A 21,977-nucleotide genomic window follows, 5' to 3' on the forward strand; every position below is an offset into this window, starting at 1 on the left:
ATATGCTTTGGGACGACGGTATCACTCGAAGCCGACGGCCCCGTACCGCCGGACCAGATAGTACCCACCGACGAACGGGTACGCGACCGGTGCCAGCAGCAGGAAGATGAGCCCCAGCGAGACGTAGGTACCGGGGTTGGGTCGCCACTCGGCCGAGTTGAGTCGGACGTACGTCGCGTCCCGGTAGATTGCGAGCGCGAACGGCACGGCCGAGAGGATACCGAGGCCGACGAGGACGATGGTCACCGCGGTCCCGAGCGTCTCCGCGAGGGCGACTCCGAGTGCGATGAACGTAAGCGGACAGACCGCTCCGACGGTGACGAAGACCCACCACCAGTCTCGGTCGACCCAGTCGACGACGACCTTGTGGCGGTAGTAGAGGTGGTTTAACTTCATCAGGTGGCCGAGGAAGAAGCCGCCGACGGCCCAGAGAATCGGGTTCGGGTCCCAGTCGACGTCCGTCTCGGCGATTCGGCTGGTGTCCAGATACAACACGACGGGCGTCACCAGCCACGAGACGACGGCCAAAACGAGGAGCGCGACGTACCCGAGGCCGAACGTTCCCAGGATACCGACCATACCGGCCGGCCCCTGTAACCCCCCAACGCCGCCCGTGATGCCGAGGAAGATAGTCCCCAGACCGAACAGCCCCCAAGCGGCCGTCGGCAGCAACAGCAGTACTTCGATGATGCGGTACGACAGCGATTCGACGTCGTTGACGGTAGCTCTCTGCATTTTCCCCACCCGTTCGAGGTTACCGCATCTGCAAATGTCGTGGTAAAAAATGTTCTGATCGGCCGAAACCCGACGCGTCCGCTCTCGTCGGCCTCGTGGCTGAGTCCCCGTCTGAAAACCGGGGTGCCCACGGGTGGTACGTCCGACCCGACACTTCCGCCGGGACGCCGGCTACGACCGCTCTTTGAGCACTCGGTCGATGATACGCCCCGTCGAGAGCAGGCGATCCGAGTCCTCGCGGTCCAGCGGACTCGCACGTCGAATCTCGCAGTCGATGCCGCGGTCGGCCAGTGCCGCCTGTAGTTTCTCCTCGTCGTGGTGCTGGTCGTACCCCAGTGCGATGACGCCCGGGTCGATGCGCTCGATGGGAACGAAGATGTCCTCGGGGTGACCGAGATGCGCCTCGTCGACGGGTTTGAGCGCGGCGACCATCTCGCGACGCTGTTCGTCCGGCACTACCGGCGGTTCCTTGTGCGTGACGTTGACCGACCGGGCGACGATGACGTGGAGTTCGTCGCCCATCGCTTTGGCGTCTCGCAGATAGTGGACGTGGCCGGGGTGGAGGATGTCGAACGTGCCCTGTGCGACGACGCGTGTCACGAGTCGAACTCCTCCTCGCGCAGTTCGCGGTCGATGTCGCTCTGGTCGAAGTCGAAGAAGGTCTCTTCGGGCGGTTCGACATCCAGCACTGGGAGGTCGACCGGTTCGCCGTCGTTGTCGAAGGCTTGCCAGTCGTCGGGTCCGTACGGGTAGCCGACGATGATGTGGACGTCGCCCCGACCGAACGTGGCGAGGTCGGCGTCGCTCGGCCGGAGGACCCCGTTGGGGTGTGAGTGAATCGACCCCGCGGCCCGCATGTCGTTTGGCACCATGCTGGTCTTGACCGTCGCACTCACCGGGTTCGATTCGGTTCCCGGGATGACCAGTACGTCCGTGAGAACGGTGCCGTCCTCGTCGAGCCCCAGTTTGGCGGCGTCGTCGCCACGAAGCAGTCCCATGTACTCGTTCGGATGGGATTCCTCGGACGCGGCCCGCGCGAAGTCGAGCGCCGACTCGGCGATGCCGAGGATGCCGCCCGAACGAAACAGCCCCATATCTATACGGTGGGGTCGGGCGCTTTCTAAGGGTTCCGCTCTCGGCAGTCCATCTTCGTCGCCGTGTACGCAAGCACGAACGCCAGACACGCGCGTATCGCCTAGCCAGCGATTTCGAAGAGTACAAACCGGGGAGTGCCGAAGAGACGCTAAATGTCTCCGCCAACTGGCACCGACGACGGTGCCGCGGTTCCCGACGGGGGAACCATCGTCTACGATCTCGCTGCTGAGTGTACCGCTGACGACGTCGAGGAAGGAGCCCGCTACCGAGCGACGGTCAACGGCGTCGTCGACTACGGCGCCTTCGTCGACCTCTCCGAGAAAGTGTCCGGGCTGGTCCACAGGTCGAACCTCCTGGGTAACTACGAAGTCGGGGACGATCTCGTCGTCGAACTCGGCGAGGTCCGTCCCGACGGCGACCTCAGTTTCGAGGAGGTCCGCCTGACCGACTACGAGCAAAAACACGTACCACACGGGACCGCGGCGGACGTCACCGACCTCGACGACGAGACGGGCGACACCGTCGTCGTCGAGGGACAGGTCGTCCAGATCAAACAGACCGGCGGCCCGACCGTCTTTCAGGTCCGAGACGGCACCGGCGTCGTCCCCTGTGCCGCCTTCGAGGAGGCCGGCGTCCGCGCCTACCCCGACGTGGAGATGGACGACGTGATTCGAGTCTCCGGCCGTGCCGAGGAACGAGACGGCGGCGTGCAGGTCGAAGTCGACTCCCTGACCGTTCTCGACGGTGACGAGGCCGCCGCTGTCGGGGACGACCTCGACGAGGCGCTTGCCGCCGCCGCGGAACCGACGGACATCGACCCGCTGGTCGAGTGGCCCGCCTTCGAGAAACTGTGGGACGACCTGCGAGACGTCGCCACGGAACTGCGAAAGACCGTTCTGGAAGGGCGACCCATCCGGATGCGTCACCACGCCGACGGCGACGGCCTCTGTGCCAGCGTCCCCCTGCAAGTCGCGCTCGAACGGTTCATCGCCGACCACTACGAGGACGGCGACGCGCCCCAGCACCTCCTCAAGCGCCTCCCGAGCAAGGCGCCCTACTACGAGATGGAGGACGTCACCCGCGACCTCAACTTCGCGCTGGAGGACCGCACCCGCCACGGTCAGAAACTCCCCCTCCTCCTGATGCTCGACAACGGGTCGACCGAGGAGGACACGCCGGCCTACCGCAACCTCCGGCACTACGATATCCCCGTGGTCGTCGTCGACCACCACCACCCTGACCCGGAGGCCGTCGAACCCCTCATCGAACAGCACGTCAACCCGTACCTCCACGGCGAGGACTACCGCATCACGACGGGGATGCTGTGTGTGGAACTCGCCCGGATGATCGACCCGGACCTCACCGAGGACCTGAAGCACGTGCCCGCCGTGGCCGGCCTCTCGGACCGCTCGGAGGCCGAAGCGATGAGCGACTACCTCGAACTGGCTGGCGAGAAGGGGTACGACGAGACCGACCTGCGAGACATCGGTGAAGCGCTTGACTACGCCACCCACTGGCTCCGCTACAGTTCCGGTGAACAACTCATCAGCGACGTGCTCAACGTCGACTGTGAGAACCGCGAGCGCCACGGGGAACTCGTCGACGTCCTCGCCGAGAAGGCCGAACGCGACGTCGACGAGCAACTCGACGCGGCGATGAGCCACGTCGAACACGAGCGACTCGACAACGGCGCGCACCTCTACCGCATCGACGTGGAGAACCACGCCCACCGCTTTACCTACCCCGCGCCCGGGAAGACCACCGGCGAGATACACGACCGGAAGGTCGCCGAGACGGGCGACCCCGTCATCACCATCGGCTACGGCCCCGACTTCGCCGTCCTCCGGAGTGACGGTGTGCGTCTGGACATCCCGCGCTACGTCTCGGAACTGACCGAGGAGGTCGACGGCGGCGGCGTCTCCGGCGGCGGCCACCTCGTCGTCGGCTCTATCAAGTTCGTCTCGGGGATGCGCGACGCCGTCATCGACGCGCTGGTAGAGAAGATGGCTGACGCCGAGATCGACGAAGACCTCGGCAGTTCGACGGCGCTCCCCGAAGAAGTCTGAGCGGCACGACGGCCCCTTCTCGAACCGCTATCTCGTGAACCGAACCCGCCGAGCGGCGAGTGCGCCCACGACGAGGACGCCCAAGACAGCACCGAGAAGCCCAGTCGGTACCGCCGGTCGACCGCCGGACCAGTCCGCCTCGAACACGCGGCCGAAGTACGCTGCCACCTCGGTGCCGTGGAGGACCAGCACCACCTCGCGGTTCGTCGTCGCGGCCTGTTCGTTCCAGTTGAGGCTCCCGAGGACGACCCGGTCACCGTCGAGGACGGCTCCCTTCGCGTGTATCTTCGCGAAACGACCACCGGAGTCGGCTAGTTTCGCCGAGAGCGGAGCGCCGGTCCGGTCGGCCCACGCCTCGAACCGCTCGACGGTCCGTCGATTCTCCTCGCGGACGTACCACGCCGAACTCAGGAGGAGACGGACCTCGACGCCGCGGCTGGCGGCCCGCCGGAGTGCCCGGAGCAGTGGTTCGTTCCATCCGCCGATAGTTGGCTGAACGACCGCGATGGAGTCGTCCGCGCTGTCGAGTTCGTCGACGAGCGCCCGCTGTGCGTTGTCCGGCGTGACGAGCAGGTCGGTTCGGTCGACGGCGACGGACCGCGCCTCGAACCGCGACGGATACGTCGCGTCGGCGGGTTCGCCGCGTTCGAACTGCCGTCCGCGTCGGTACTGGGACCACGGAACGGCGTCCCGCCAGCCAGCGTCGGCACGGAACGTCGCCGCGAGACCCGCGACGACCCGCGACTGTCTCGTCGTGACGCCCCACCCGCGACTGCTGTTGCCGCCCGTCCCGGCGGGCTTCCAGTTCTCGGTGAGGGCCACCGCGCGCTCGTCCGCGACGGCGTACTTCGCGTGGTGGTAGGTGTATCGAGCGTGTGGGCCAGCGACGAGTCGTACGCTCACGCCCGCCGAGACGAGTCTGTCGAGCGTTCGGGCTTCCGCGCGGGTCCGGCCACCGACCGGTGACCCCTCCAGCAGGACGCGCACGTCGCCCCCTCGTCGATGGGCGGCGACGAGTGCGTCCGCGACGCGGGTCGACGAAAGCGTATAGCCCGCCAGATAGAGCCGTTCGTCGGCGTCATCGAGGGGTTCGACCGGGGCGCCCGGCGCGTCCGGGAGGGTGAAAACCCGGACTGACCCGGGACCGTCCGTGACGACAGGGCGGTCCGTCGCGCCGAGCGGACGCCACCGTACCGTCGATCCGTGAACGACGCCGACCGCACCCTCGTCGGCGTCGCGGTACCGCAGTCGGTCCACGACGCTGCCGTTGTGGCGTAGTCGGAGCGTGTCGCCGCCGTTCGCGAGAGCGACGGCTGAATCGAGACTGTAGACGGACTCGTCGGTCAGGTTCTGTACCCGGTCGGGATGGGCGGTGAGAACGATTCGTCCCCGCACGGTCCGGTCCGGCAGCGGAGCAGTGGTGTGGCCGTCCGTGAGCGTGTACGCGCCGAGATTGGTTGCCGCGGGGACGTCGAGGACGACGAATTCGCCCCGATCACCGCCGGCAACCGGGTCCGGGTAGACGGCGTGGATGGTCGGTGCCGTCGCCGGGGGACCACCTGCTGTCGGGGAACCGACCGCTATCCCGCCGGCGGTGACGCTGCTGACGAGGACGAGCGAGACGAGTGCCAGCGACGCGAGTCGCTGGGCGAGCGGGGTGCGAGCAGTCGAGTCTGAAACGTCGACGGGGAACCGCATCGGCGGGGCTGGTCGCCCCTTCGGACAAAAGGGTTCGGCCTACGCGCTCTCGGCTTTCTCCGCTTCGGCCTGCACGAGGTAGGCGCGGTCGTCGGCGTACTTCGCCGCCTCGTCGAGGGCCTCCTGTGTCCCGATCTGTCGGAGCGCCCACGCGGCGGACGCGCGGACCTCGTCGCTGTCGTCGCTCTCGAGGACGTCAGCGAGGGGGGCGACCGCGCGGGTGTCGCCGAGCAGTCCCAGCGACCGGGCCGCCACCGAGCGGACCTCGTCGTCGTCGGCGTCGAGTCGGTTCGCGACCGGCTGGACCGACTCGGGGCTCCCGATAGCGCCCAGCGAGCGCATCGTCACCGTCTGGAGGGCGGGGTCGCCGTCGCCGTCGATGAAGTCGTGGAGCGTCTCGGTGGCACGGTCGTCGCCGATCTTCCCGAGGACCTTGATCGGTCCCTTATCGCGCTTCTGTGCGCGTTGGTGCATCACGTCGAAGGCGGGTGCGGCGTCGCTCCCGAGGTGATAGAGGATGTCGATGAAGTACTCCTCGATGAACTCAGAGCCCAGTTTGTCGAGCGCAAAGAGGACGATGTCGAGGTTGCCCTCCTTGGCGTGGATCTTCGCGGCGTTCCACTCGGCCGGGAAGTCCTTGCGGTTCTCGTTGGTGAGGACGTCGTAGAACCCCTTGGCGTCGAGTTGCTCTCGCACGGTGAGGTCGTCCCAGACCTCCGCCGCTTCGAGGTCGTCTTCGAGGGTCTCTGCCGCTTCGAGGAGGCCGGCGATGGTTTCGTCGTCGTCGTCGGCGTCGAGGGCCGCACCCTCGATAGCGTCCGCGACGGTGGCGAGGGCGTCGGCCGCGGCGTCGAGGTCGGCACCGGCGTCGGCGCCGTGGTCGACGTACTCCTCGCTTGCCGCGAGGAACGTATCGACGGCCTCGTGGGCCTCGTCCTCGCCGTCGTCGGTCCACTCGCTGTCGGTGACGGTTCCCTGTGCGGTCTCGACGACGTCGACGACGTCCTCGGCGTAGGGTCCGCGCTGGGATTCGAGGTCGTCACGCAGGTCCGAGAGGCGCGATTCGAGTTCCTCGCGGGGGTCCTCGGCGTCCTCGTCGTCCTCGTCCGGCTCGGGCAGGTCGGCGGCCTCAAGGTCGCTCTCGACGTCGTCGAGCGTCGTCTCGACTTCGTCGAGGTCCGCTTCCGTCTCGGCGGCCTCTAGCGCCTCGCTGGCCTCGTCGAGTCGCGATTCGAGTTCCTCGCTACCGACGCCGTCGCCGTCTTCCTCGGCAGGGGCGTCCTCGGCGGTCTCGTCGTCCCCGTTGCTCATGTACGCAGATGTGTCGGTCCGGGCTAAGAGCGTTTTCCTTTCGGTGTGGGCGTCCAGCGCTCTCGTGCGTCTGAGAGTGACCTGACTGGCAAGAGATTAGTGGCGTCGTAGCCACGTCCACCGTAGTTGGCTCATGGGTTCTGACAACGCGGACGACTTCGAGGAAGTGAAAGGAGACTTCACACCCGAGGGGCCCGACGCCGTGGGCGAGACCTCGGCTGCCGGGTTCGTGGAGTACGGCATCGAAGACAGACCACCGAGAGGCGCGTCGATGCTGCTGGGCGTCCAGCACTACCTGACGATGATAGGGGCCTCTGTCGCCATCCCACTCGGTCTCGCGGGAGCGATGGGGATGTTCGAGGCGGCACCGGGACAGGTCGGCCGACTCATCGGCACGTTCTTCGTCGTCTCCGGTATCGCGACGTTGGCCCAGACGACCATCGGGAACCGCTACCCCATCGTGCAGGGCGGGACGTTCTCGATGCTCGCGCCCGGACTAGCCATCGTCGGCGTGTTGGCCCAGCAGGGGGCCGACTGGCAGACGATGCTCGTCGAGTTACAGGGCGCGGTCATCGTCGCCGGCCTCGTCGAGGTTCTCATCGGTTACACCGGCGTGATGGGCAAACTCAAGCGGTACATGGGGCCGGTCGTCATCGCGCCCGTCATCGCGCTCATCGGCCTCGCGCTGTTCAACGTCCCCCAGATTTCGAACCCGAACTTCGGTGCGCCCGGTACCGGGCAGAACTGGTGGTTGCTCGGGCTGACGATGCTCTCTATCGTCGTTTTCTCGCAGTACCTCGACCGTCGACATCGGGTGTTCAAACTGTTCCCCGTCCTCCTCGGCATCGCCTTCGCGTGGGGCGTCGCCGCCGTCCTCTCTGTGACCGGCGTCTTCGCCGAGGGGTCGGTGAGCTACGTCGCCCTCGGGAGCGTCACGAGCGCCCCGCTGCTCCAGCCTATCTACCCGTTCCAGTGGGGCCTCCCACAGTTCACACCCGGGTTCATCGTCGGCATGATGGCGGGGATGCTCGCGTCCGTCGTCGAGAGTTTCGGTGACTACCACTCCGTCGCCCGCATCGCCGGCAAGGGCGCCCCGAGCGCGAAGCGCATCGACCACGGTATCGGCATGGAAGGCGTCGGCAACGTCTTCGCCGGCATCATGGGCACCGGGAACGGCTGTACCTCCTACACCGAGAACGTCGGCGCCATCGCCATCACCGGCGTCGCCTCCCGCTACGTCGTCCAAATCGGTGCCGCGGTGATGATCGTCGTCGGCTACTTCGGCCCGATGGGGGAACTGTTCGCCACCATCCCCGCGCCCATCATCGGCGGCCTCTACATGGTCATGTTCGGACAAATCGCCGCCGTGGGCCTCTCGCAGTTGAAGTACGTCGACTTAGACGCCAACCGCAACATCTTCATCGTCGGCTTCGCCCTCTTCGCTGGCCTCGCCGTCCCCGAGTACATGAGTCAGGTCGGGCAGGGACTGGAGGCGTCCGGTGCGACGGCACTCCAACAGGGCCTCGCGAGCGTCCCGGTCCTCGGCGCGATACTGGGGACGGACGTCGTGGCGACGACGCTGTTCGTCGTCGGCGGTACCGGGATGGTCGTCGGCGGCATCGTCGCGTTCGTCCTCGACAACACCATCCCCGGCACCCGCGAGGAACGCGGCCTCAGCGCGTGGGCCGAACTCACCGAGGACGACGACGAGTTCGTCTCGGCGTTCGACCGCCTCCGGGGTCGCGGCGGCGACCGACCGCCAGTCTCGGGCGACGACTGAGTCGCGATGTCCGACGAGAGCGAAACAGTGTACGACGGCGTCCTGCGACGCGGTGGCCGGATTACCGTCACTCGCGACCGACTGCTGGTGGACCGGCCGGACGGCGAGTCCGTCGCCGTCCCGTTGTCCGGCGTCGTGGACGTGACCCTGCAAGATATCGACTGGTTCCTCGTCGTGATGAGTCTCGGCCTCGTCGGATTCGGCCTCGCGTCGGTCGGTCGCAACCTCCTGTTCGCGGTACTGTTCGTCGTCGCCGGCATCGGTAGCACCGCGCTCACCTACCGGAAACGGGGGGCGCTCAGAGTCAGCGTCTCCGGCCAGACCCGACCGCTCAGACTGTTCCCCGCCGACCCGCAGGCCTGCTACGACGCGCTCGCGACCGTACTCGATGCCGAGTGACGAACTGAAATCGCCTACACTTACACCCCCAGCGTTCGGACGCTCTCGTATGACCGCAGATTCCGTCCAGTCGCTCGTCGACCAGCTACACGAGGAAGCGGCGATGGACCGCCCGAACGACCTGACGCCCGACGTGGGAATCGTCATGGGGTCGGACTCGGACCTCCCGACGATGGCCGGCGGGAAGGGGAAACGGCCCGGGGCCTACGCCGCACTCGCCGACGAACTCGGCTTCGAGGAACAGACCGACTACACCGACGCGCCCGACGCTCGCTTCACCTTCGAGACGTTCGTCTGTTCGGCCCACCGCACTCCGGACCTGATGTACGCGTACGCGGAGACGGCCGAGGACCGCGGCGTCGACGTCATCATCGCCGGCGCGGGCGGGAAGTCCGCCGACCTCCCGAACATGACCGCGAGCATCGCCTACCCGCTGCCGGTCATCGGCGTCCCCGTCCAGGAGAAGTCCATCGACTCCGTCATCGGGATGCCCCAAGGCGCGCCCATCACGGCCGTCGACGCCGGAAAGTCGTTCAACGCGGCGCTCACCGCCGTCCAGATTCTCTCCAGAGAACACGACGAACTCCGCGACCGTCTGGTCGAATACCACGAGGGTCTGCAGGAGGAGGTCGGAAAGGTATCACGAGACCTTCACGAACTCGGGACCCCCGGGTTCAAAGCGGCGTACTGGGACTAGCCGACGCTCTGACCGGCCATTTTAAAGACCCCCGAACCGCCCGAAATCCGGCGCCGTAGTGGTTATCAACCCTTATATGCCAGTACTTCTAACCGTCGCACGATAGGAGATTTCGGAATGAGTAATCCATGGATCGCCATCGGCGCACTCGCGGTCGTGGCGCTCGCTATCCCCATCACGATGATGGCCGTGTCGAGCCTTCTGCGTCCGCGCGTGCCCGAACAAGGCAAAACCGCCACCTACGAGTCCGGTGAGGTGCCGACCGGCAGCAGCAGGCAGATCAAGTTCAATATCCAGTACTACATGGTCGCCCTGCTGTTCGTCATCTTCGACATCGAGACCGTCCTCATCTTCCCGTGGACGGTCATCTACCGCGACGCTGTCGGCGCGGTCGGGATGTCGAAGGTCCTGCTGCCGATGGTCGTGTTCATCGGCGTGCTCGTCGTCGGACTCGGCTGGGCGTGGCGTAACGGCGCAGTCAGATGGGTGCGCAGTCCGCGTGCCACGAAGGGGGCAGACACATATGAGTAGTGACCAGACACCGCCGGCGGTCGAAGATGTATCGACGCAAGAAGCCCGCATGGGTGACGGCGTGGACGACCGGTTCAACTCGACGCTACGCGAGGCGTTCGGGTCGACGCCGTTCATCCTGACCAAGTTCGACAAGTTCATGAACTGGGTCCGGGGGTCCTCGATGTTCATGCTGCAGTTCGGTATCGCCTGTTGCAGCATCGAGATGATCCACACCTACGCCATCAAGCACGACCTCGACCGGTTCGGTGCCGGGGTGCCGCGCGCGTCGCCGCGGCAGGCCGACGTCATCATCGTCCCGGGGACCATCGTCTCGAAGTTCGCCCCGCGGATGAAGCGCGTCTACGACCAGATGCCCGAACCGAAGTTCGTCGTCTCGATGGGGTCGTGTACCATCTCCGGCGGCCCGTTCCAGGAAGGGTACAACGTCGTCAAGGGGGCCGAGGAGGTCATCCCCGTCGACATCCACGTCCCCGGATGCCCGCCGCGCCCCGAGGCGCTGGTCTACGGCGTCGCCAAACTACAGGAGCGCATCGCCAACGGCGAGTCCTCGCCGGTGACGGTCAAACCGTACGAACTCGAACAGTTCGGTGACTTAGAACAGGACGAACTCGTCGACAAACTCGCAGACGAGATCGACGAAGACGACCTCGTCATGCGGTACAACTGGGACAACTCCCCATAACCATGAGTCTGGAAAAACCCACACCCGACACGGCGGCCGAGGTCGGTGTCACCGAGGACGGCCTCGACTACGACGCACTGGCCGACCTGCTCGGCGGGCACGTCCTCGACCGCGAGGAACACGTCAACGCCGAGGGGTTCGTCATCCGTCCCGACGAAGTGCAGGCGGTCCTCTCGACGCTGAAGAACGAGGCCGGGTTCGACCACTGTGCGTGTGTCACGGCACAGGAGTACGACGACCGGTACGAGTCTATCTACCATCTCCGGAAGTTCGACGACCCGACGCAGGAACTGTCCGTCGTCGTGCCCTCGCCGAAGGACGACCCGCACAACGAGTCGGCCGCTCGCGTCTACTCGACGGCCGACTGGCACGAGCGAGAGGCCTACGACCTCGTCGGCATCAACTACGACGACCACCCCGACCTGCGGCGCATCCTCCTCCCCGAGACGTGGCAGGGCCACCCGCTCTCGCAGGACTTCAATCAGGACCAGCCACAGATCGTCACGCTGCGTGAGAACGCCAACCCGCTGGAGGCGGACCACCGTAGCGAGGACGACTCGGACACGATGTTCGTCAACATCGGTCCCCACCACCCGGCGACCCACGGCGTCCTGCACGTGAAGACGGTGCTTGACGGCGAGCAGATCGCCGACATCGAACCGGACATCGGCTATCTCCACCGCTGTGAGGAGCAGATGTGCCAGCAGGGCACCTACCGGCACCAGATCATGCCGTACCCGGACCGCTGGGACTACGTCTCGGCCGGCATCCTCAACGAGTGGGCGTACGCTCGCGCGGCCGAGGACCTCGCGGACATCGAGGTGCCCGAGTACGCACAGGTCATCCGGACGATGTCCGCCGAACTGTGCCGCATCGCCGCGCACATGCTCGCACTCGGGACGTTCGCGCTGGACGTCTTCGGCGACTTCACCGCCATCTTCCAGTACGCGTTCCGCGACCGCGAGGTCGTCCAGAACATCCTCGAAGACCTCACCGGCCAGCGCCTGATGTTCAATTACCTGCGGCTGGGTGGCGTCGCGTGGGACCTCCCGGAACCCCGCGAGGAGTTCTTCGAGAAGACCCGCGACTTCCTCGACGACCTGCCGCACAAACTGGAAGAGTACCACGACCTCATCACGGGCAACGAGATCTTCCAGATGCGGTGTGTCGACACCGGCGTCCTCTCACCCGAAGAGGCCAAGCAGTACGGCGCCACTGGCCCGGTCGCCCGTGGCTCCGGCGTCGACTACGACCTCCGCCGTGACGACCCCTACGGCTACTACGACGAACTCGACTGGAACGTCGTCACCGAGGATGGCTGTGACAACTTCAGTCGCGTCCTCGTCCGCATGCGCGAAGTCGAGGAGTCGGCCCGCATCATCGAACAGTGTATCAACCTCCTCGAACAGTGGCCCGAAGACGAGCGCGAGATTCAGGCCAACGTCCCACGGACGCTGCGTCCGGACCCGGACACGGAGATTTACCGCGCCGTCGAGGGTGCGAAGGGTGAACTCGGCATCTACATCCGGTCGGACGGCACCGACAAGCCGGCCCGGTTCAAGATCCGGAGTCCGTGCTTCTCGAACCTCCAGACGCTGCCCGAGATGTCACAGGGCGAGTACGTCCCGGACATGGTGGCCTCGCTCGGTAGCCTCGACATCGTCCTCGGGGAGGTGGACCGCTGATGCAGTCGGCACCGCTCCCAGAGACGCTGGCGAACCTCGTCGGACTCGACCCCAACAGCACGCCGGTCATGATCCTGATGAGTCTCGTCGGCGCGGCGCTGATCGGGACGCTGATGATGACTAACACGGCGCTGGCCGGCCCGTGGGCGAAGCGGAAGATCACGGCGGCGTTCACCGACCGCATCGCCGTCAACCGAATCGGACCGTACGGCCTGTTTATCATCGTGGCCGACGCAGTGCGCCTGCTTTCGAAGGAACTCATCGTTCCGGACGGTGTCGACCGCCCCGCGTGGGACCTCGCGCCGCTCGTCATCGCTAGCACTGCCTTGCTCGGGTTCGCAGTCGTTCCGATGGGCAGCGGTATCCACCTGGCCGACCCCGAAGTGGGTCTGGCCTACGTGTTCGCGACGGCCTCGATGGCTTCGGTCGGTCTGGTGATGGCCGGCTACGCGTCGAACAACAAGTACTCGTTCCTCGGCGGTCTGCGCGCCGTCGCACAGAACTTGGCCTACGAGATTCCGCTCATCCTCACCGGCGCGTCGGTGGTCATCTTCGCCGGGTCGCTCCAGATGAGCGAAATCGTCGCAGCCCAGCAACAGACCCTCATCGGGCCGCTGCCCTCGTGGTACGCGTTCGTCAACCCCTTCGCGTTCGTGCTGTTCATGATCGCGAACCTCGCCGAAGTCGGCCGTAACCCCTTCGACATTCCCGAAGCGCCGACAGAGATTGTCGCCGGGTACCAGACCGAGTACTCCTCGGTGTACTTCGTCCTCGTCTACTTGGGTGAGTTCATCCACATCTTCCTCGGCGGGGCCATCATCGCCACCATCTTCCTCGGTGGCCCGGCCGGTCCGGGACCGGCGAGTCTCGGCATCGTCTGGTTCTTCATCAAGATCTGGGGCGTGTTCCTGTTCACGCAGTGGGCCCGCTCGGCGGTTCCGCGCGTCCGCATCGACCAGCTCATCGAGATCGGCTGGAAGGGAATGCTCGTCCTCTCGCTGGCGAACCTGCTGCTGACCGCGGTCATCGTCGGGGTGATCGCCTGATGACCGCACTCACGACCGAATCCGCTGGAGGCAACTGACAATGATTGGCATCCTGAAGTCCATGGCGACGACGATGAAACACGCCCTCGACGGGGAGACGTTCACGGTGGAGTACCCGGACGTCGCCCCCGAGGTGAGCCCCCGCTTTCGCGGCGTCCACAAGTGGAGCCAAGAGCGGTGTATCTGGTGTCGGCAGTGTGAGAACGTCTGCCCGAACAACACCATCCAGATCGTGATGGACGACCAGCGCAACGGCGAGCAGTACAACCTCCACATCGGCCAGTGTATCTACTGTCGACTGTGCGAGGAGGTCTGCCCGACCGACGCCATCCTGCTGACCCAGAACTTCGAGTTCACCGCGGACACGAAAGACGAGTTCGCCTACGACAAGGAGCAACTCAAGAACGTGCCGTGGTACAAGGACATCGACCCGCTCGAATCCCGCGAACCCGACCGGGGCGCGTGGATCGGCGAGGGCGACGGCGAAGTGGACTACCAGTAACCTGTCGGCCGTTCTTTTCACGCCCGATTCGGGCCGTCGGTAGCCGATGGTCCCCCGTGCGGACCCGCGCTCACGCGAGACGAAAGAGGAATCTTCAAAGGGGCGCCGCAAAGAGTCTCAAAGTAAGATGGCACTGTACGAGTCAATCGCGTTCGCGCTGTTCGCGTTGGTGACGGTGGGCAGCGCGGCAGGCGTCGTGTTAGTTCGGGACGTCTGGCATTCGGCGCTGTTACTGGGCGTGTCACTGGTCAGCGTCGCCGTGTTCTACGTCATGAACCAGGCGGCGTTCGTCGCAACGATGCAGATTCTGGTGTACGTCGGCGGCGTCCTCATCCTCATCACCTTCGCAGTGATGCTCACTCGGGAGGACGACTCCGTCATCGAGGTGACACCATGACCAGTAAACCGAGACTCAACACCGAGGGGAACTTCGTCGCGGGACTGGCGGCCGTCGCGCTGTTCGTCGTCCTCGGCGTCGTGTTCCTCGGCGTCTCGTTCCCGAACCCGGCCGGGTTCGGAGAGTCCGCCGCGATTACGAAGAGTCTGGGCGCGGCGATGTTCGACATCGCGCCGAGCGCGATAATGGGTGAGAACGAGGCCGCCGTCCCCTCCGAAGGGTTCCTCGTGGCCTTCGAGATAATCGACGTCGTGCTGGTCGCGGCGCTGGTCGGCGCAGTCATGCTGGCCCGCCGCGAGGAGTCCGGCGAAATCGTCGACCTCGGCGTCGACAACACGGGCACCGACGAACCGGCCGTCGCGGCCGACGGCGGTGCGGAGTCCGACGACAGTCACGGAGGTGACGGTGCGTGATTCCCGCCGAGATGTACCTCCTGCTCTCGGCTGCCGTGTTCTGTATCGGCCTGTTCGGCATTCTGACCCGACGGAACGCGCTCGTCTTCCTGATGTCCGTCGAACTAATGTTGAACGCGGCGAACATCAACTTCGTCGCCTTCTCGCTCCAGCACGGCAACCTCACCGGGCAGGTGTTCGCGCTGTTCGGGATGGCCCTTGCCGCCGCCGAGGTGGCTATCGGCATCGGTATCATCCTCGTGCTGTACCGTAACTTCAGTGACGTGGACGTGACGAAGGCGACGACGATGAGGTGGTAACAGATGGCTGCATTCACATACGCTCCGGCGATCGTCCTGCTGCCGTTCGTATCGTTCCTCGTCGCACTGTTCGCGGGCGACCGCATGCCGAAAGGCGGCGCGCTCGCGGGCATCACCGCGACGGGCGGGTCGCTGCTGCTCTCTATCTGGGTCGCGCTCACCGTCGCCGGTGGGGGCTACCACAACGAGTTCGTCTACACGTGGGTCGCCGGCGTCGAGTCGGTGACGCTCCGGTTCGGGCTACTGCTCGATCCGCTGTCGGCGCTCATGCTGCTCATCGTGACGCTCATCTCGTTCCTCGTCCACATCTTCTCGCTGGGCTACATGAACGACGAGGACGAGACGGGCCTGCCGCGCTACTACGCCGGCCTCGGCCTGTTCACGGCGAGCATGCTCGGGTTCGTCGTCGCGAACAACCTGCTGATGGCCTTCATGTTCTTCGAACTGGTGGGCCTGTGTTCGTACCTGCTCATCGGGTTCTGGTTCCGCGAGGACGGCCCGCCGAGCGCCGCGAAGAAGGCGTTCCTCGTCACCCGCTTCGGTGACTACTTCTTCCTCATCGGCGTCGTCGGTATCTTCGCCACCTTCGGTACCGGCCTCTTCGCCCCCATCACGCAGAACGGCGAGGTGGTCGCCCAGAGCTTCCCCGTGCTCGCAGAGCACGCCGTCGTCGACGGCGAGACGGAGGCCATCGCGATGCTCGACACCGTCGGCCTCTCCGCGCAGGCGTGGTTCACGGTGCTGGGACTGCTCGTCCTCGGTGGCGTCATCGGGAAGTCCGCACAGTTCCCGCTGCACACGTGGCTCCCCGACGCGATGGAGGGCCCGACGCCCGTCTCCGCGCTCATCCACGCAGCGACGATGGTCGCGGCCGGCGTCTACCTCGTCGCGCGCATGTACGGGTTCTACGCCATCTCGCCGACGGCGCTCGCGGTCATCGCGCTGATCGGTGGCTTCACGGCCCTGTTCGCCGCGACGATGGGGCTGGTCAAACAGGAAATCAAACAGGTGCTCGCGTACTCCACCATCTCCCAGTACGGGTACATGATGCTCGCGCTGGGCTCGGGTGGCTACATCGCCGCCGTCTTCCACCTGACCACCCACGCCGTGTTCAAGGCGCTGCTGTTCCTCGGTGCCGGGTCGGTCATCATCGCCATGCACCACAACGAGAACATGTGGGACATGGGCGGTCTGAAAGAGAAGATGCCGGTGACTTACTGGACGTTCCTCTCCGGGTCGCTGGCGCTGGCCGGCATCGTTCCCTTCGCCGGCTTCTGGTCGAAAGACGAGGTGCTGTTCGAGGCGCTCATCCACGGGTTCGGAACTGAGGGCGGTCTCGGAACGGCTTACCTCGTCGCGTACGCCATGGGGCTACTGGCCGTGTTCTTCACCGGCTTCTACACCTTCCGGATGGTGTACCTGACCTTCCACGGAACCGCCCGCACTGACACCGCGCGGAACCCCCACGGCGTTCGCTGGAACGTCAAAGGGCCGCTCGCGGTGCTGGGCGTGCTGGCCGCGACGGTCGGGTTCATCAACATGAAACCCGTCGCGGAACTGACCGGCGCGCACATCGACTTCCTCCACAAGTGGCTGAACGGTCCCGAGGAAGGTGGCTGGCCGGCCGCACTCAACACCGGCCTCCACCACTACGAAGGGCTGCTTCACGACGTGGCCCACGTCACCGCGGGGTACCCGCTCGGTGAGACGCCGACGCTGCTCGCCTCGGCGGCCGTCTCGCTGGGGCTGGCGCTCGCCGGTGCCGGCGCCGCGACCGCGCTGTACCGCGGACCCGACCCCGTCGAACACACGGACAAGTTGGGCAGTCTGAAGACGCTACTCATGCACAACTACTACCAAGACGAGTATCAGGTGTGGCTCGCGACGGGTCTCACGTACCCGCTCGCACGCGCGATGGACAAGTTCGATCAGGGTGTCGTCGACGGCGTCGTCAACGGCATCTCCAGCGTGAGCCTCTTCGGTGGCAGTCGCATCCGCCGCATCCAGTCGGGCGTCGTCAGCAACTACGCGACGCTGCTGACGCTGGGGCTGGTGCTCCTGCTGGCTATCTTCGGCCTCGCCGGGGGGTGGTTCTGAATGTGGGTCGCTGCACTCCTCGCGGTGACACTGTTCGGGAGCGCCGCGGTCATGCTCTCGCCGGACCGCTACGCCGGCAAACTCGCCGCCGCCATCAGCGCCGTCCCGGCGCTGGCGTCGGTGTACATGTACTACGTGTTCCTCACCCAGAACGGCGGTGCGGGCAACGCGCTCCTCTCGCCCGGAGAGGTGGCTTTCGGCCAACAGATCCCGTGGATAGACCTCGCGGGCTACCAGATAGCCTACTACGTCGGGCTGGACGGCGTCAGCATGCCGCTGCTCGCGCTGACGACCATCCTGACCACGCTGGCCATCGTCTCGGCGTGGACGCCCATCGACGAGCGACAGTCCCAGTTCTACGGGCTGATGCTGTTCATGGAGACGAGCCTCATCGGCGTCTTCGCGGCGCTCGATTTCTTCCTCTGGTTCGTCTTCTGGGAGGGCGTCCTCATCCCGATGTACTTCCTCATCGGCGTCTGGGGCGGCCCCCGGCGGAAGTACGCCGCGATCAAGTTCTTCGTCTACACGAACGTGGCCTCGCTCGTCATGTTCGCGGGGCTGTTCGCACTGGTGTTCAGCACCGACCTCACGTCGCTGGCCCTGCCGGCGATGGCCGAAGCGTTCCGCAACGCCTCCGGACTGCCGACCATCGCCGGGTTCAGTCTGGCGACCATCTCCTTCGTCCTGATGTTCTTCGGGTTCGCGGTGAAGGTGCCCGTCTTCCCGCTGCACACGTGGCTGCCCGACGCTCACGTCGAGGCGCCGACGCCGGTGTCGGTGATGCTGGCGGGCGTCCTCCTGAAGATGGGGACCTACGCACTGCTGCGGTTCAACTTCACGATGCTCGCGGAGACGGCACAGGCACTCGCCGTCCCCCTCGCCATCGTCGGCGTCGTCAGCGTCATCTACGGCGCGATGCTGGCGCTGGCACAGCGCGACCTCAAGCGCATCGTCGCATACTCCTCCATCTCGTCGATGGGGTACGTCATCCTCGGACTGGTCGCCTTCACGCCCCACGGCATGGGCGGTGCGACCTTCCAGATGGTCGCACACGGCCTCATCTCGGGGCTGATGTTCATGACCGTCGGCGTCATCTACAACACCACACACACGCGCATGGTCGGCGACATGTCCGGCCTCGCAGACCGGATGCCGTGGACGGTCGGCATCTTCGTGGCCGCCGCGTTCGGCTACATGGGCCTGCCGCTGATGGCCGGGTTCGCCGGAGAGTTCCTCATCTTCCAGGGCGCGTTCGACGCGGCCACGCTGGGTAGCGCCGCGCCGGTGCTGACCTCGCTGGCCATGTTCGGTATCGTCGTCGTCGCCGGCTACCTGCTGTGGGCGATGCAGCGCACGCTGTTCGGTGGCTTCAGTCTGGAGACGGACTACGAGGTCGGTCCGGCCGCGTTCCACGACGTCGCACCGCTCGCGGTCCTCCTCCTGCTAGTCATCGCACTCGGTGTCGCCCCTGACCTCTCCTACGATATGATTCAACACGCGATTACGCCGCTCACTGGAGGTGGTGCATAGATGGTTCATCAGCTACCTAGCTGGGCGGGGCTTGCACCTGCGCTTGCACTCGCCGTGACGGCGCTGGTCCTGCTACTGATCGACAGCGTCGACCCCGATACGACGAACACGAGTCTCCTCGGCGGCGTCTCCGTCGTCGGATCGCTGGCGTCGCTGGCATTCGCCGTGTGGTTCATCTTCGGCGGCACCGGCATCCCCACCAGCGAGGGCGGCGTCGGCACGCCCGTGCTGTTCAACGGGCAACTGGTCGTCGACCAGATGGCCCTGTTCTTCATGATCATCGTCGCGAGCGTCACGGCGCTCGTGACGCTCGCCAGTACGGACTACGTGCGAGAACACGCCTATCAGGCGGAGTTCTACGCTCTCGTCTTGCTGGCTGCGACGGGGATGTCCGTCCTGAGTGCGGCCAACAGTCTGGCGACGGCGTTCGTCGCACTGGAACTCGTCTCGCTGCCCTCCTACGCGCTCGTCGCGTTCCTCAAGAAGAACCGCGGCAGCGTCGAGGCCGGGCTCAAGTACTTCCTCATCGGCGCGGTGTCTTCGGCGGTGTTTGCCTACGGCATCTCGCTGGTGTACGCCGCGACGGGCGTCCTCCGGTTCGACGGCATCGCGACGGCCATCGAGAGCGGCACCGTCCAGACCATCGTCGACGGCACGGTGCAGGCCCAGTCCGGGTCGCCCGCCGTCCCGATGTCGATTCTGGGCGTCGGTATCATGATGGTCATCGGCGGCGTCGCGTTCAAAATCGCCGCCGTCCCGTTCCATTTCTGGGCGCCGGAGGCCTACGAGGGCGCGCCCGCGCCCATCTCGGCGTTCCTCTCGTCGGCCTCGAAGGCCGCCGGGTTCGTGCTCGCCTTCCGTGCCTTCGCCGTCGCGTTCCCCATCGGGGCGCTCGTCTCCAGCGGCGAGGCGCTGAACTGGTTCGTCGTCTTCCAGGTGCTCGCTATCGCGACGATGTTCATCGGGAACTTCGCGGCCGCCACCCAAGAGAAGGTCAAGCGGATGATGGCCTACTCCAGCGTCGGCCACGCCGGCTACATCCTCATCGGCCTGGCCGCACTGTCGGCCTCCGGTGACGGGATGGCCCTCTCGATGAGCGCCGGGATGGCCCACCTGCTCGTCTACGGGTTCATGAACACCGGCGCGTTCCTGTTCATCGCGCTCGCCGAGTACTGGGGCATCGGCCGCCGCTTCGAGGACTACAACGGTCTCGGCCGGCAGGCCCCGCTGGCCTGTGCCGCGATGACCGTCTTCCTGTTCAGTCTGGCCGGCCTGCCCATCGGCGGCGGGTTCTTCTCGAAGTTCTACCTGTTCTCGGCGACGCTGGACGTCGGCGCGTGGTCGCTCGCGGCCGCGCTGGTCATCAACAGCGCGCTGTCGCTGTTCTACTACTCCCGCGTCGTCAAGGCGATGTGGATCGAGGAGCCGACCGGCGACCGCACCATCGAGTCGTACCCGACCGGTCTCTACACGGCTATCGTCTCGGCCGCCGTCGTGACGGTGCTGCTGGTCCCCGGGTTCGACTACGTCTCCAGTCTCGCGTTCCGGGCCGTCGAACTACTGTAGCTCGTAGACGAAGACGCCGCCGCTCTCTCGTTTTTGGACGCGGCCCTGTGCTTCGAGCACGTCCAGATGCCCGATAGCCTCGCTCATGCCCGAGAAGTACTCCGTCGCCGGCAGGTCCCCGAACAGCGCCGTCATCACGTCCGCGGGCGTCGTCGCGCCCTCGCTCACGATGTCGGTGACTTCCTCGCTTCGCTGGTCGTGTTCGGCGAGGATGGCGTCGATACGCTCCGTCGGTGACTCGACGGGTTCTCGGTGGCCGGTGAGAAAGCGGTCGTGACCCTGCTCTCGGAGCCAGCGTAACGACTCGTTGAACGCGGGGAGGACGCGCGGACGCTGACCGCCGCGGTCCTCGGGTGGCTGGAGGAACGGGTTCGGCGTGATGTCGCCCAACACGTTGTCGCCGACGACGGCCTCGCGGCGGCCGTCCCAGTCGTACGAGAAGATGAGTTCCCCCACGGCGTGTCCGGCGACGCTGTCGACCGTGAGTCGCTCGTCGTCCACGGTAAGCGTATCACCGGCCGTCACCTCGCGGTCGGTGGCAACACTCTGGGCGTACGCCAGAAACGCCTCTGGGAGCTGTGTGACCGCCTCCGCGGTCTCTCGGGAGATGCCACAGCGCTCGAAGAAATCCGAGAAGTACGATTGCTCGTACTTCAGGCGGGTGGCGAAGTCGCGCATGATGCCCGCGGCGTCGGGACTGGCGAGGACACGTGCCCCTTCCGAGCGCAGGCGGGCCGCGAGTCCGAAGTGGTCGGGATGCGGGTGGGTGACGAGGACCTGCGAGACGTCAGCGGGCGTGAGTTCGCGTGCCTCCAGCGTCTCCAGCAGCCGCGACCACGCCTCCTCGCTGTCCGGCCCCGGGTCGACGACGGTTCGACCGGCGACGTACGCGTTGACCGCCCCGACCTGAAACGGCGTCGGAATAGATACACGTGTGAACATACCACGATGATGTGTGGCAGGATGGAAAACAGTTCGTACACACCCAGTCGGGCACAAAGGATTTATTCGTCGTCCGCCAAGGGACAGATATGAACAAGCACTTCGAAGACGCTCGGTACTATCTCAAGCGCGCCGGCGAAACCGCGAGCAAGGGCGTCAAAGAGGAACTCGAACCCGTCGAGCAGCGATTCCGAGAACTGACCGGTAAGGAGAGCGAACCGGAAGCCGGACGCCTCGATAAGGTCAAATCGGACCTGAAGGAACTCCAGCAGAACGCCGAGGGCGAGGCCGAACAGGCCATCGCCGACGCCCGCGAGAAGATCGACTCCTACCGGCAGAAAGACGAGACGGAAGCGTAGTCGGAACGCAATTCTTAATGTATCCGGTCGAATAGCCTCGGGTGTAGCCGGGGTTGGTGATCTAGTCCGGTTATGATACCTCCTTCACACGGAGGAAGTCGGCGGTTCGAATCCGCCCCAACCCACTGAATTTCTCGCGCCGCT

General features: G+C 65.7%; 22 protein-coding genes and 1 tRNA gene. 17 read left to right on the forward strand and 6 right to left on the reverse strand.

The genetic code is table 11. The features are described 5' to 3' along the window. Window positions 1-21 precede the first annotated feature (21 nt). The 3 genes from G9465_RS15000 to G9465_RS15010 form a co-directional block, all read right to left on the reverse strand. The gene (locus G9465_RS15000; RefSeq protein WP_166971376.1) at window positions 22-735 is read right to left on the reverse strand and encodes a hypothetical protein; all 714 of its coding nucleotides are present in this window, start codon (window positions 733-735) and stop codon (window positions 22-24) included. A 171-nt stretch (window positions 736-906) separates the two neighbouring features. After that, entirely contained in the window at window positions 907-1,335 is a 429-nt protein-coding gene (locus G9465_RS15005) for an adenylyltransferase/cytidyltransferase family protein (RefSeq protein WP_166971378.1), read from the reverse strand. Continuing rightward, on the reverse strand, window positions 1,332-1,829 hold the full coding sequence (locus tag G9465_RS15010; protein WP_166971380.1) for a Mov34/MPN/PAD-1 family protein: 498 nt from the start codon (window positions 1,827-1,829) through the stop codon (window positions 1,332-1,334). Before G9465_RS15010 ends, G9465_RS15005 begins: the two co-directional genes overlap by 4 nt. 153 nt (window positions 1,830-1,982) lie before the next feature. On the opposite strand from G9465_RS15010, the gene G9465_RS15015 reads away from it, so the two are divergent. Continuing rightward, window positions 1,983-3,896, forward strand: a complete 1,914-nt coding sequence (locus G9465_RS15015) for a DHH family phosphoesterase (protein ID WP_166971382.1) — start codon at window positions 1,983-1,985, stop codon at window positions 3,894-3,896. A 27-nt stretch (window positions 3,897-3,923) separates the two neighbouring features. On the opposite strand, the gene G9465_RS15020 is transcribed toward G9465_RS15015, so the two are convergent. Continuing rightward, a complete protein-coding gene (locus G9465_RS15020; RefSeq protein WP_166971384.1) occupies window positions 3,924-5,594 on the reverse strand; it encodes a phospholipase D-like domain-containing protein in 1,671 nt (556 codons plus the stop codon). A gap of 39 nt (window positions 5,595-5,633) precedes the next feature. Further along, window positions 5,634-6,905 (reverse strand): HEAT repeat domain-containing protein, encoded by a 1,272-nt coding sequence (locus tag G9465_RS15025; protein WP_166971386.1) that lies wholly within the window; start codon window positions 6,903-6,905, stop codon window positions 5,634-5,636. A gap of 133 nt (window positions 6,906-7,038) precedes the next feature. On the opposite strand from G9465_RS15025, the gene G9465_RS15030 reads away from it, so the two are divergent. The 14 genes from G9465_RS15030 (at window position 7,039) to G9465_RS15095 (ending at window position 20,532) form a co-directional block, all read left to right on the forward strand. Beyond that, entirely contained in the window at window positions 7,039-8,685 is a 1,647-nt protein-coding gene (locus G9465_RS15030) for a uracil-xanthine permease family protein (protein ID WP_166971388.1), read from the forward strand. A 6-nt stretch (window positions 8,686-8,691) separates the two neighbouring features. Further along, on the forward strand, window positions 8,692-9,084 hold the full coding sequence (locus tag G9465_RS15035) for a hypothetical protein (RefSeq protein WP_166971390.1): 393 nt from the start codon (window positions 8,692-8,694) through the stop codon (window positions 9,082-9,084). 49 nt (window positions 9,085-9,133) lie between these two features. Continuing rightward, window positions 9,134-9,781 carry an AIR carboxylase family protein gene (locus G9465_RS15040; protein ID WP_166971392.1) on the forward strand — a complete coding sequence of 216 codons (648 nt, stop codon included), beginning with the start codon at window positions 9,134-9,136 and terminating at the stop codon, window positions 9,779-9,781. A gap of 117 nt (window positions 9,782-9,898) precedes the next feature. Next, complete coding sequence (locus G9465_RS15045) at window positions 9,899-10,312, forward strand: NADH-quinone oxidoreductase subunit A (protein ID WP_166971394.1); 414 nt, start codon at window positions 9,899-9,901, stop codon at window positions 10,310-10,312. Then, on the forward strand, window positions 10,305-10,997 hold the full coding sequence (locus G9465_RS15050; RefSeq protein ID WP_166971396.1) for an NADH-quinone oxidoreductase subunit B: 693 nt from the start codon (window positions 10,305-10,307) through the stop codon (window positions 10,995-10,997). Before G9465_RS15045 ends, G9465_RS15050 begins: the two co-directional genes overlap by 8 nt. A gap of 2 nt (window positions 10,998-10,999) precedes the next feature. Then, on the forward strand, window positions 11,000-12,682 hold the full coding sequence (locus G9465_RS15055) for an NADH-quinone oxidoreductase subunit D (RefSeq protein WP_166971398.1): 1,683 nt from the start codon (window positions 11,000-11,002) through the stop codon (window positions 12,680-12,682). After that, window positions 12,682-13,728 carry a complex I subunit 1 family protein gene (locus G9465_RS15060; protein ID WP_166971400.1) on the forward strand — a complete coding sequence of 349 codons (1,047 nt, stop codon included), beginning with the start codon at window positions 12,682-12,684 and terminating at the stop codon, window positions 13,726-13,728. Before G9465_RS15055 ends, G9465_RS15060 begins: the two co-directional genes overlap by 1 nt. 40 nt (window positions 13,729-13,768) lie before the next feature. After that, window positions 13,769-14,230, forward strand: a complete 462-nt coding sequence (locus G9465_RS15065; RefSeq protein WP_166971403.1) for an NADH-quinone oxidoreductase subunit I — start codon at window positions 13,769-13,771, stop codon at window positions 14,228-14,230. Window positions 14,231-14,357: 127 nt separating this feature from the next. Next, entirely contained in the window at window positions 14,358-14,627 is a 270-nt protein-coding gene (locus G9465_RS15070) for an NADH-quinone oxidoreductase subunit J (protein WP_166971405.1), read from the forward strand. Then, window positions 14,624-15,040 carry a proton-conducting membrane transporter gene (locus G9465_RS15075; RefSeq protein ID WP_166971407.1) on the forward strand — a complete coding sequence of 139 codons (417 nt, stop codon included), beginning with the start codon at window positions 14,624-14,626 and terminating at the stop codon, window positions 15,038-15,040. The genes G9465_RS15070 and G9465_RS15075 overlap by 4 nt, the downstream gene beginning before the upstream one ends. Further along, the gene (gene nuoK, locus G9465_RS15080; protein WP_166971409.1) at window positions 15,037-15,339 is read left to right on the forward strand and encodes an NADH-quinone oxidoreductase subunit NuoK; all 303 of its coding nucleotides are present in this window, start codon (window positions 15,037-15,039) and stop codon (window positions 15,337-15,339) included. The genes G9465_RS15075 and nuoK overlap by 4 nt, the downstream gene beginning before the upstream one ends. A 3-nt stretch (window positions 15,340-15,342) precedes the next feature. Beyond that, a complete protein-coding gene (gene nuoL, locus G9465_RS15085; RefSeq protein ID WP_166971411.1) occupies window positions 15,343-17,436 on the forward strand; it encodes an NADH-quinone oxidoreductase subunit L in 2,094 nt (697 codons plus the stop codon). Next, window positions 17,437-18,966: a NuoM family protein gene (locus tag G9465_RS15090; protein ID WP_166971413.1), complete on the forward strand. Its 1,530-nt coding sequence runs from the start codon at window positions 17,437-17,439 to the stop codon at window positions 18,964-18,966. It begins immediately after the preceding gene. Further along, entirely contained in the window at window positions 18,967-20,532 is a 1,566-nt protein-coding gene (locus G9465_RS15095; RefSeq protein ID WP_166971415.1) for an NADH-quinone oxidoreductase subunit N, read from the forward strand. Here the strand turns inward: G9465_RS15095 and G9465_RS15100 are convergent. Next, window positions 20,524-21,474, reverse strand: a complete 951-nt coding sequence (locus G9465_RS15100; protein WP_166971417.1) for an MBL fold metallo-hydrolase — start codon at window positions 21,472-21,474, stop codon at window positions 20,524-20,526. The genes G9465_RS15095 and G9465_RS15100 overlap by 9 nt on opposite strands. 89 nt (window positions 21,475-21,563) lie before the next feature. Between G9465_RS15100 and G9465_RS15105 the strand changes: the two genes are divergently transcribed. Further along, window positions 21,564-21,833: a hypothetical protein gene (locus G9465_RS15105; RefSeq protein WP_166971419.1), complete on the forward strand. Its 270-nt coding sequence runs from the start codon at window positions 21,564-21,566 to the stop codon at window positions 21,831-21,833. A 50-nt stretch (window positions 21,834-21,883) separates the two neighbouring features. Beyond that, window positions 21,884-21,958: transfer RNA gene (locus G9465_RS15110), tRNA-Val, on the forward strand. Window positions 21,959-21,977 lie beyond the last annotated feature (19 nt).

The organism is Haloarcula sp. JP-L23 (assembly GCF_011602445.1).
In the GTDB taxonomy this organism is placed as follows: Archaea; Halobacteriota; Halobacteria; order Halobacteriales; family Haloarculaceae; genus Haloarcula; species Haloarcula pellucida.

Bases quoted from the DNA above. Each gene is read 5' to 3' on its own strand.
- G9465_RS15040 (WP_166971392.1), top strand. From the start codon at position 9,134: ATGACCGCAGATTCCGTCCAGTCGCTCGTCGACCAGCTACACGAGGAA.
- G9465_RS15075 (WP_166971407.1), top strand. From the start codon at position 14,624: ATGACCAGTAAACCGAGACTCAACACCGAGGGGAACTTCGTCGCGGGA.
- nuoL (WP_166971411.1), top strand. From the start codon at position 15,343: ATGGCTGCATTCACATACGCTCCGGCGATCGTCCTGCTGCCGTTCGTA.
- G9465_RS15090 (WP_166971413.1), top strand. From the start codon at position 17,437: ATGTGGGTCGCTGCACTCCTCGCGGTGACACTGTTCGGGAGCGCCGCG.
- G9465_RS15060 (WP_166971400.1), top strand. From the start codon at position 12,682: ATGCAGTCGGCACCGCTCCCAGAGACGCTGGCGAACCTCGTCGGACTC.
- G9465_RS15105 (WP_166971419.1), top strand. From the start codon at position 21,564: ATGAACAAGCACTTCGAAGACGCTCGGTACTATCTCAAGCGCGCCGGC.
- G9465_RS15045 (WP_166971394.1), top strand. From the start codon at position 9,899: ATGAGTAATCCATGGATCGCCATCGGCGCACTCGCGGTCGTGGCGCTC.
- G9465_RS15030 (WP_166971388.1), top strand. From the start codon at position 7,039: ATGGGTTCTGACAACGCGGACGACTTCGAGGAAGTGAAAGGAGACTTC.
- G9465_RS15020 (WP_166971384.1), bottom strand. From the start codon at position 5,594: ATGCGGTTCCCCGTCGACGTTTCAGACTCGACTGCTCGCACCCCGCTC.
- G9465_RS15065 (WP_166971403.1), top strand. From the start codon at position 13,769: ATGATTGGCATCCTGAAGTCCATGGCGACGACGATGAAACACGCCCTC.
- G9465_RS15025 (WP_166971386.1), bottom strand. From the start codon at position 6,905: ATGAGCAACGGGGACGACGAGACCGCCGAGGACGCCCCTGCCGAGGAA.
- G9465_RS15050 (WP_166971396.1), top strand. From the start codon at position 10,305: ATGAGTAGTGACCAGACACCGCCGGCGGTCGAAGATGTATCGACGCAA.
- G9465_RS15015 (WP_166971382.1), top strand. From the start codon at position 1,983: ATGTCTCCGCCAACTGGCACCGACGACGGTGCCGCGGTTCCCGACGGG.
- G9465_RS15010 (WP_166971380.1), bottom strand. From the start codon at position 1,829: ATGGGGCTGTTTCGTTCGGGCGGCATCCTCGGCATCGCCGAGTCGGCG.
- G9465_RS15070 (WP_166971405.1), top strand. From the start codon at position 14,358: ATGGCACTGTACGAGTCAATCGCGTTCGCGCTGTTCGCGTTGGTGACG.
- G9465_RS15055 (WP_166971398.1), top strand. From the start codon at position 11,000: ATGAGTCTGGAAAAACCCACACCCGACACGGCGGCCGAGGTCGGTGTC.
- G9465_RS15035 (WP_166971390.1), top strand. From the start codon at position 8,692: ATGTCCGACGAGAGCGAAACAGTGTACGACGGCGTCCTGCGACGCGGT.
- G9465_RS15095 (WP_166971415.1), top strand. From the start codon at position 18,967: ATGGTTCATCAGCTACCTAGCTGGGCGGGGCTTGCACCTGCGCTTGCA.
- G9465_RS15000 (WP_166971376.1), bottom strand. From the start codon at position 735: ATGCAGAGAGCTACCGTCAACGACGTCGAATCGCTGTCGTACCGCATC.
- G9465_RS15100 (WP_166971417.1), bottom strand. From the start codon at position 21,474: ATGTTCACACGTGTATCTATTCCGACGCCGTTTCAGGTCGGGGCGGTC.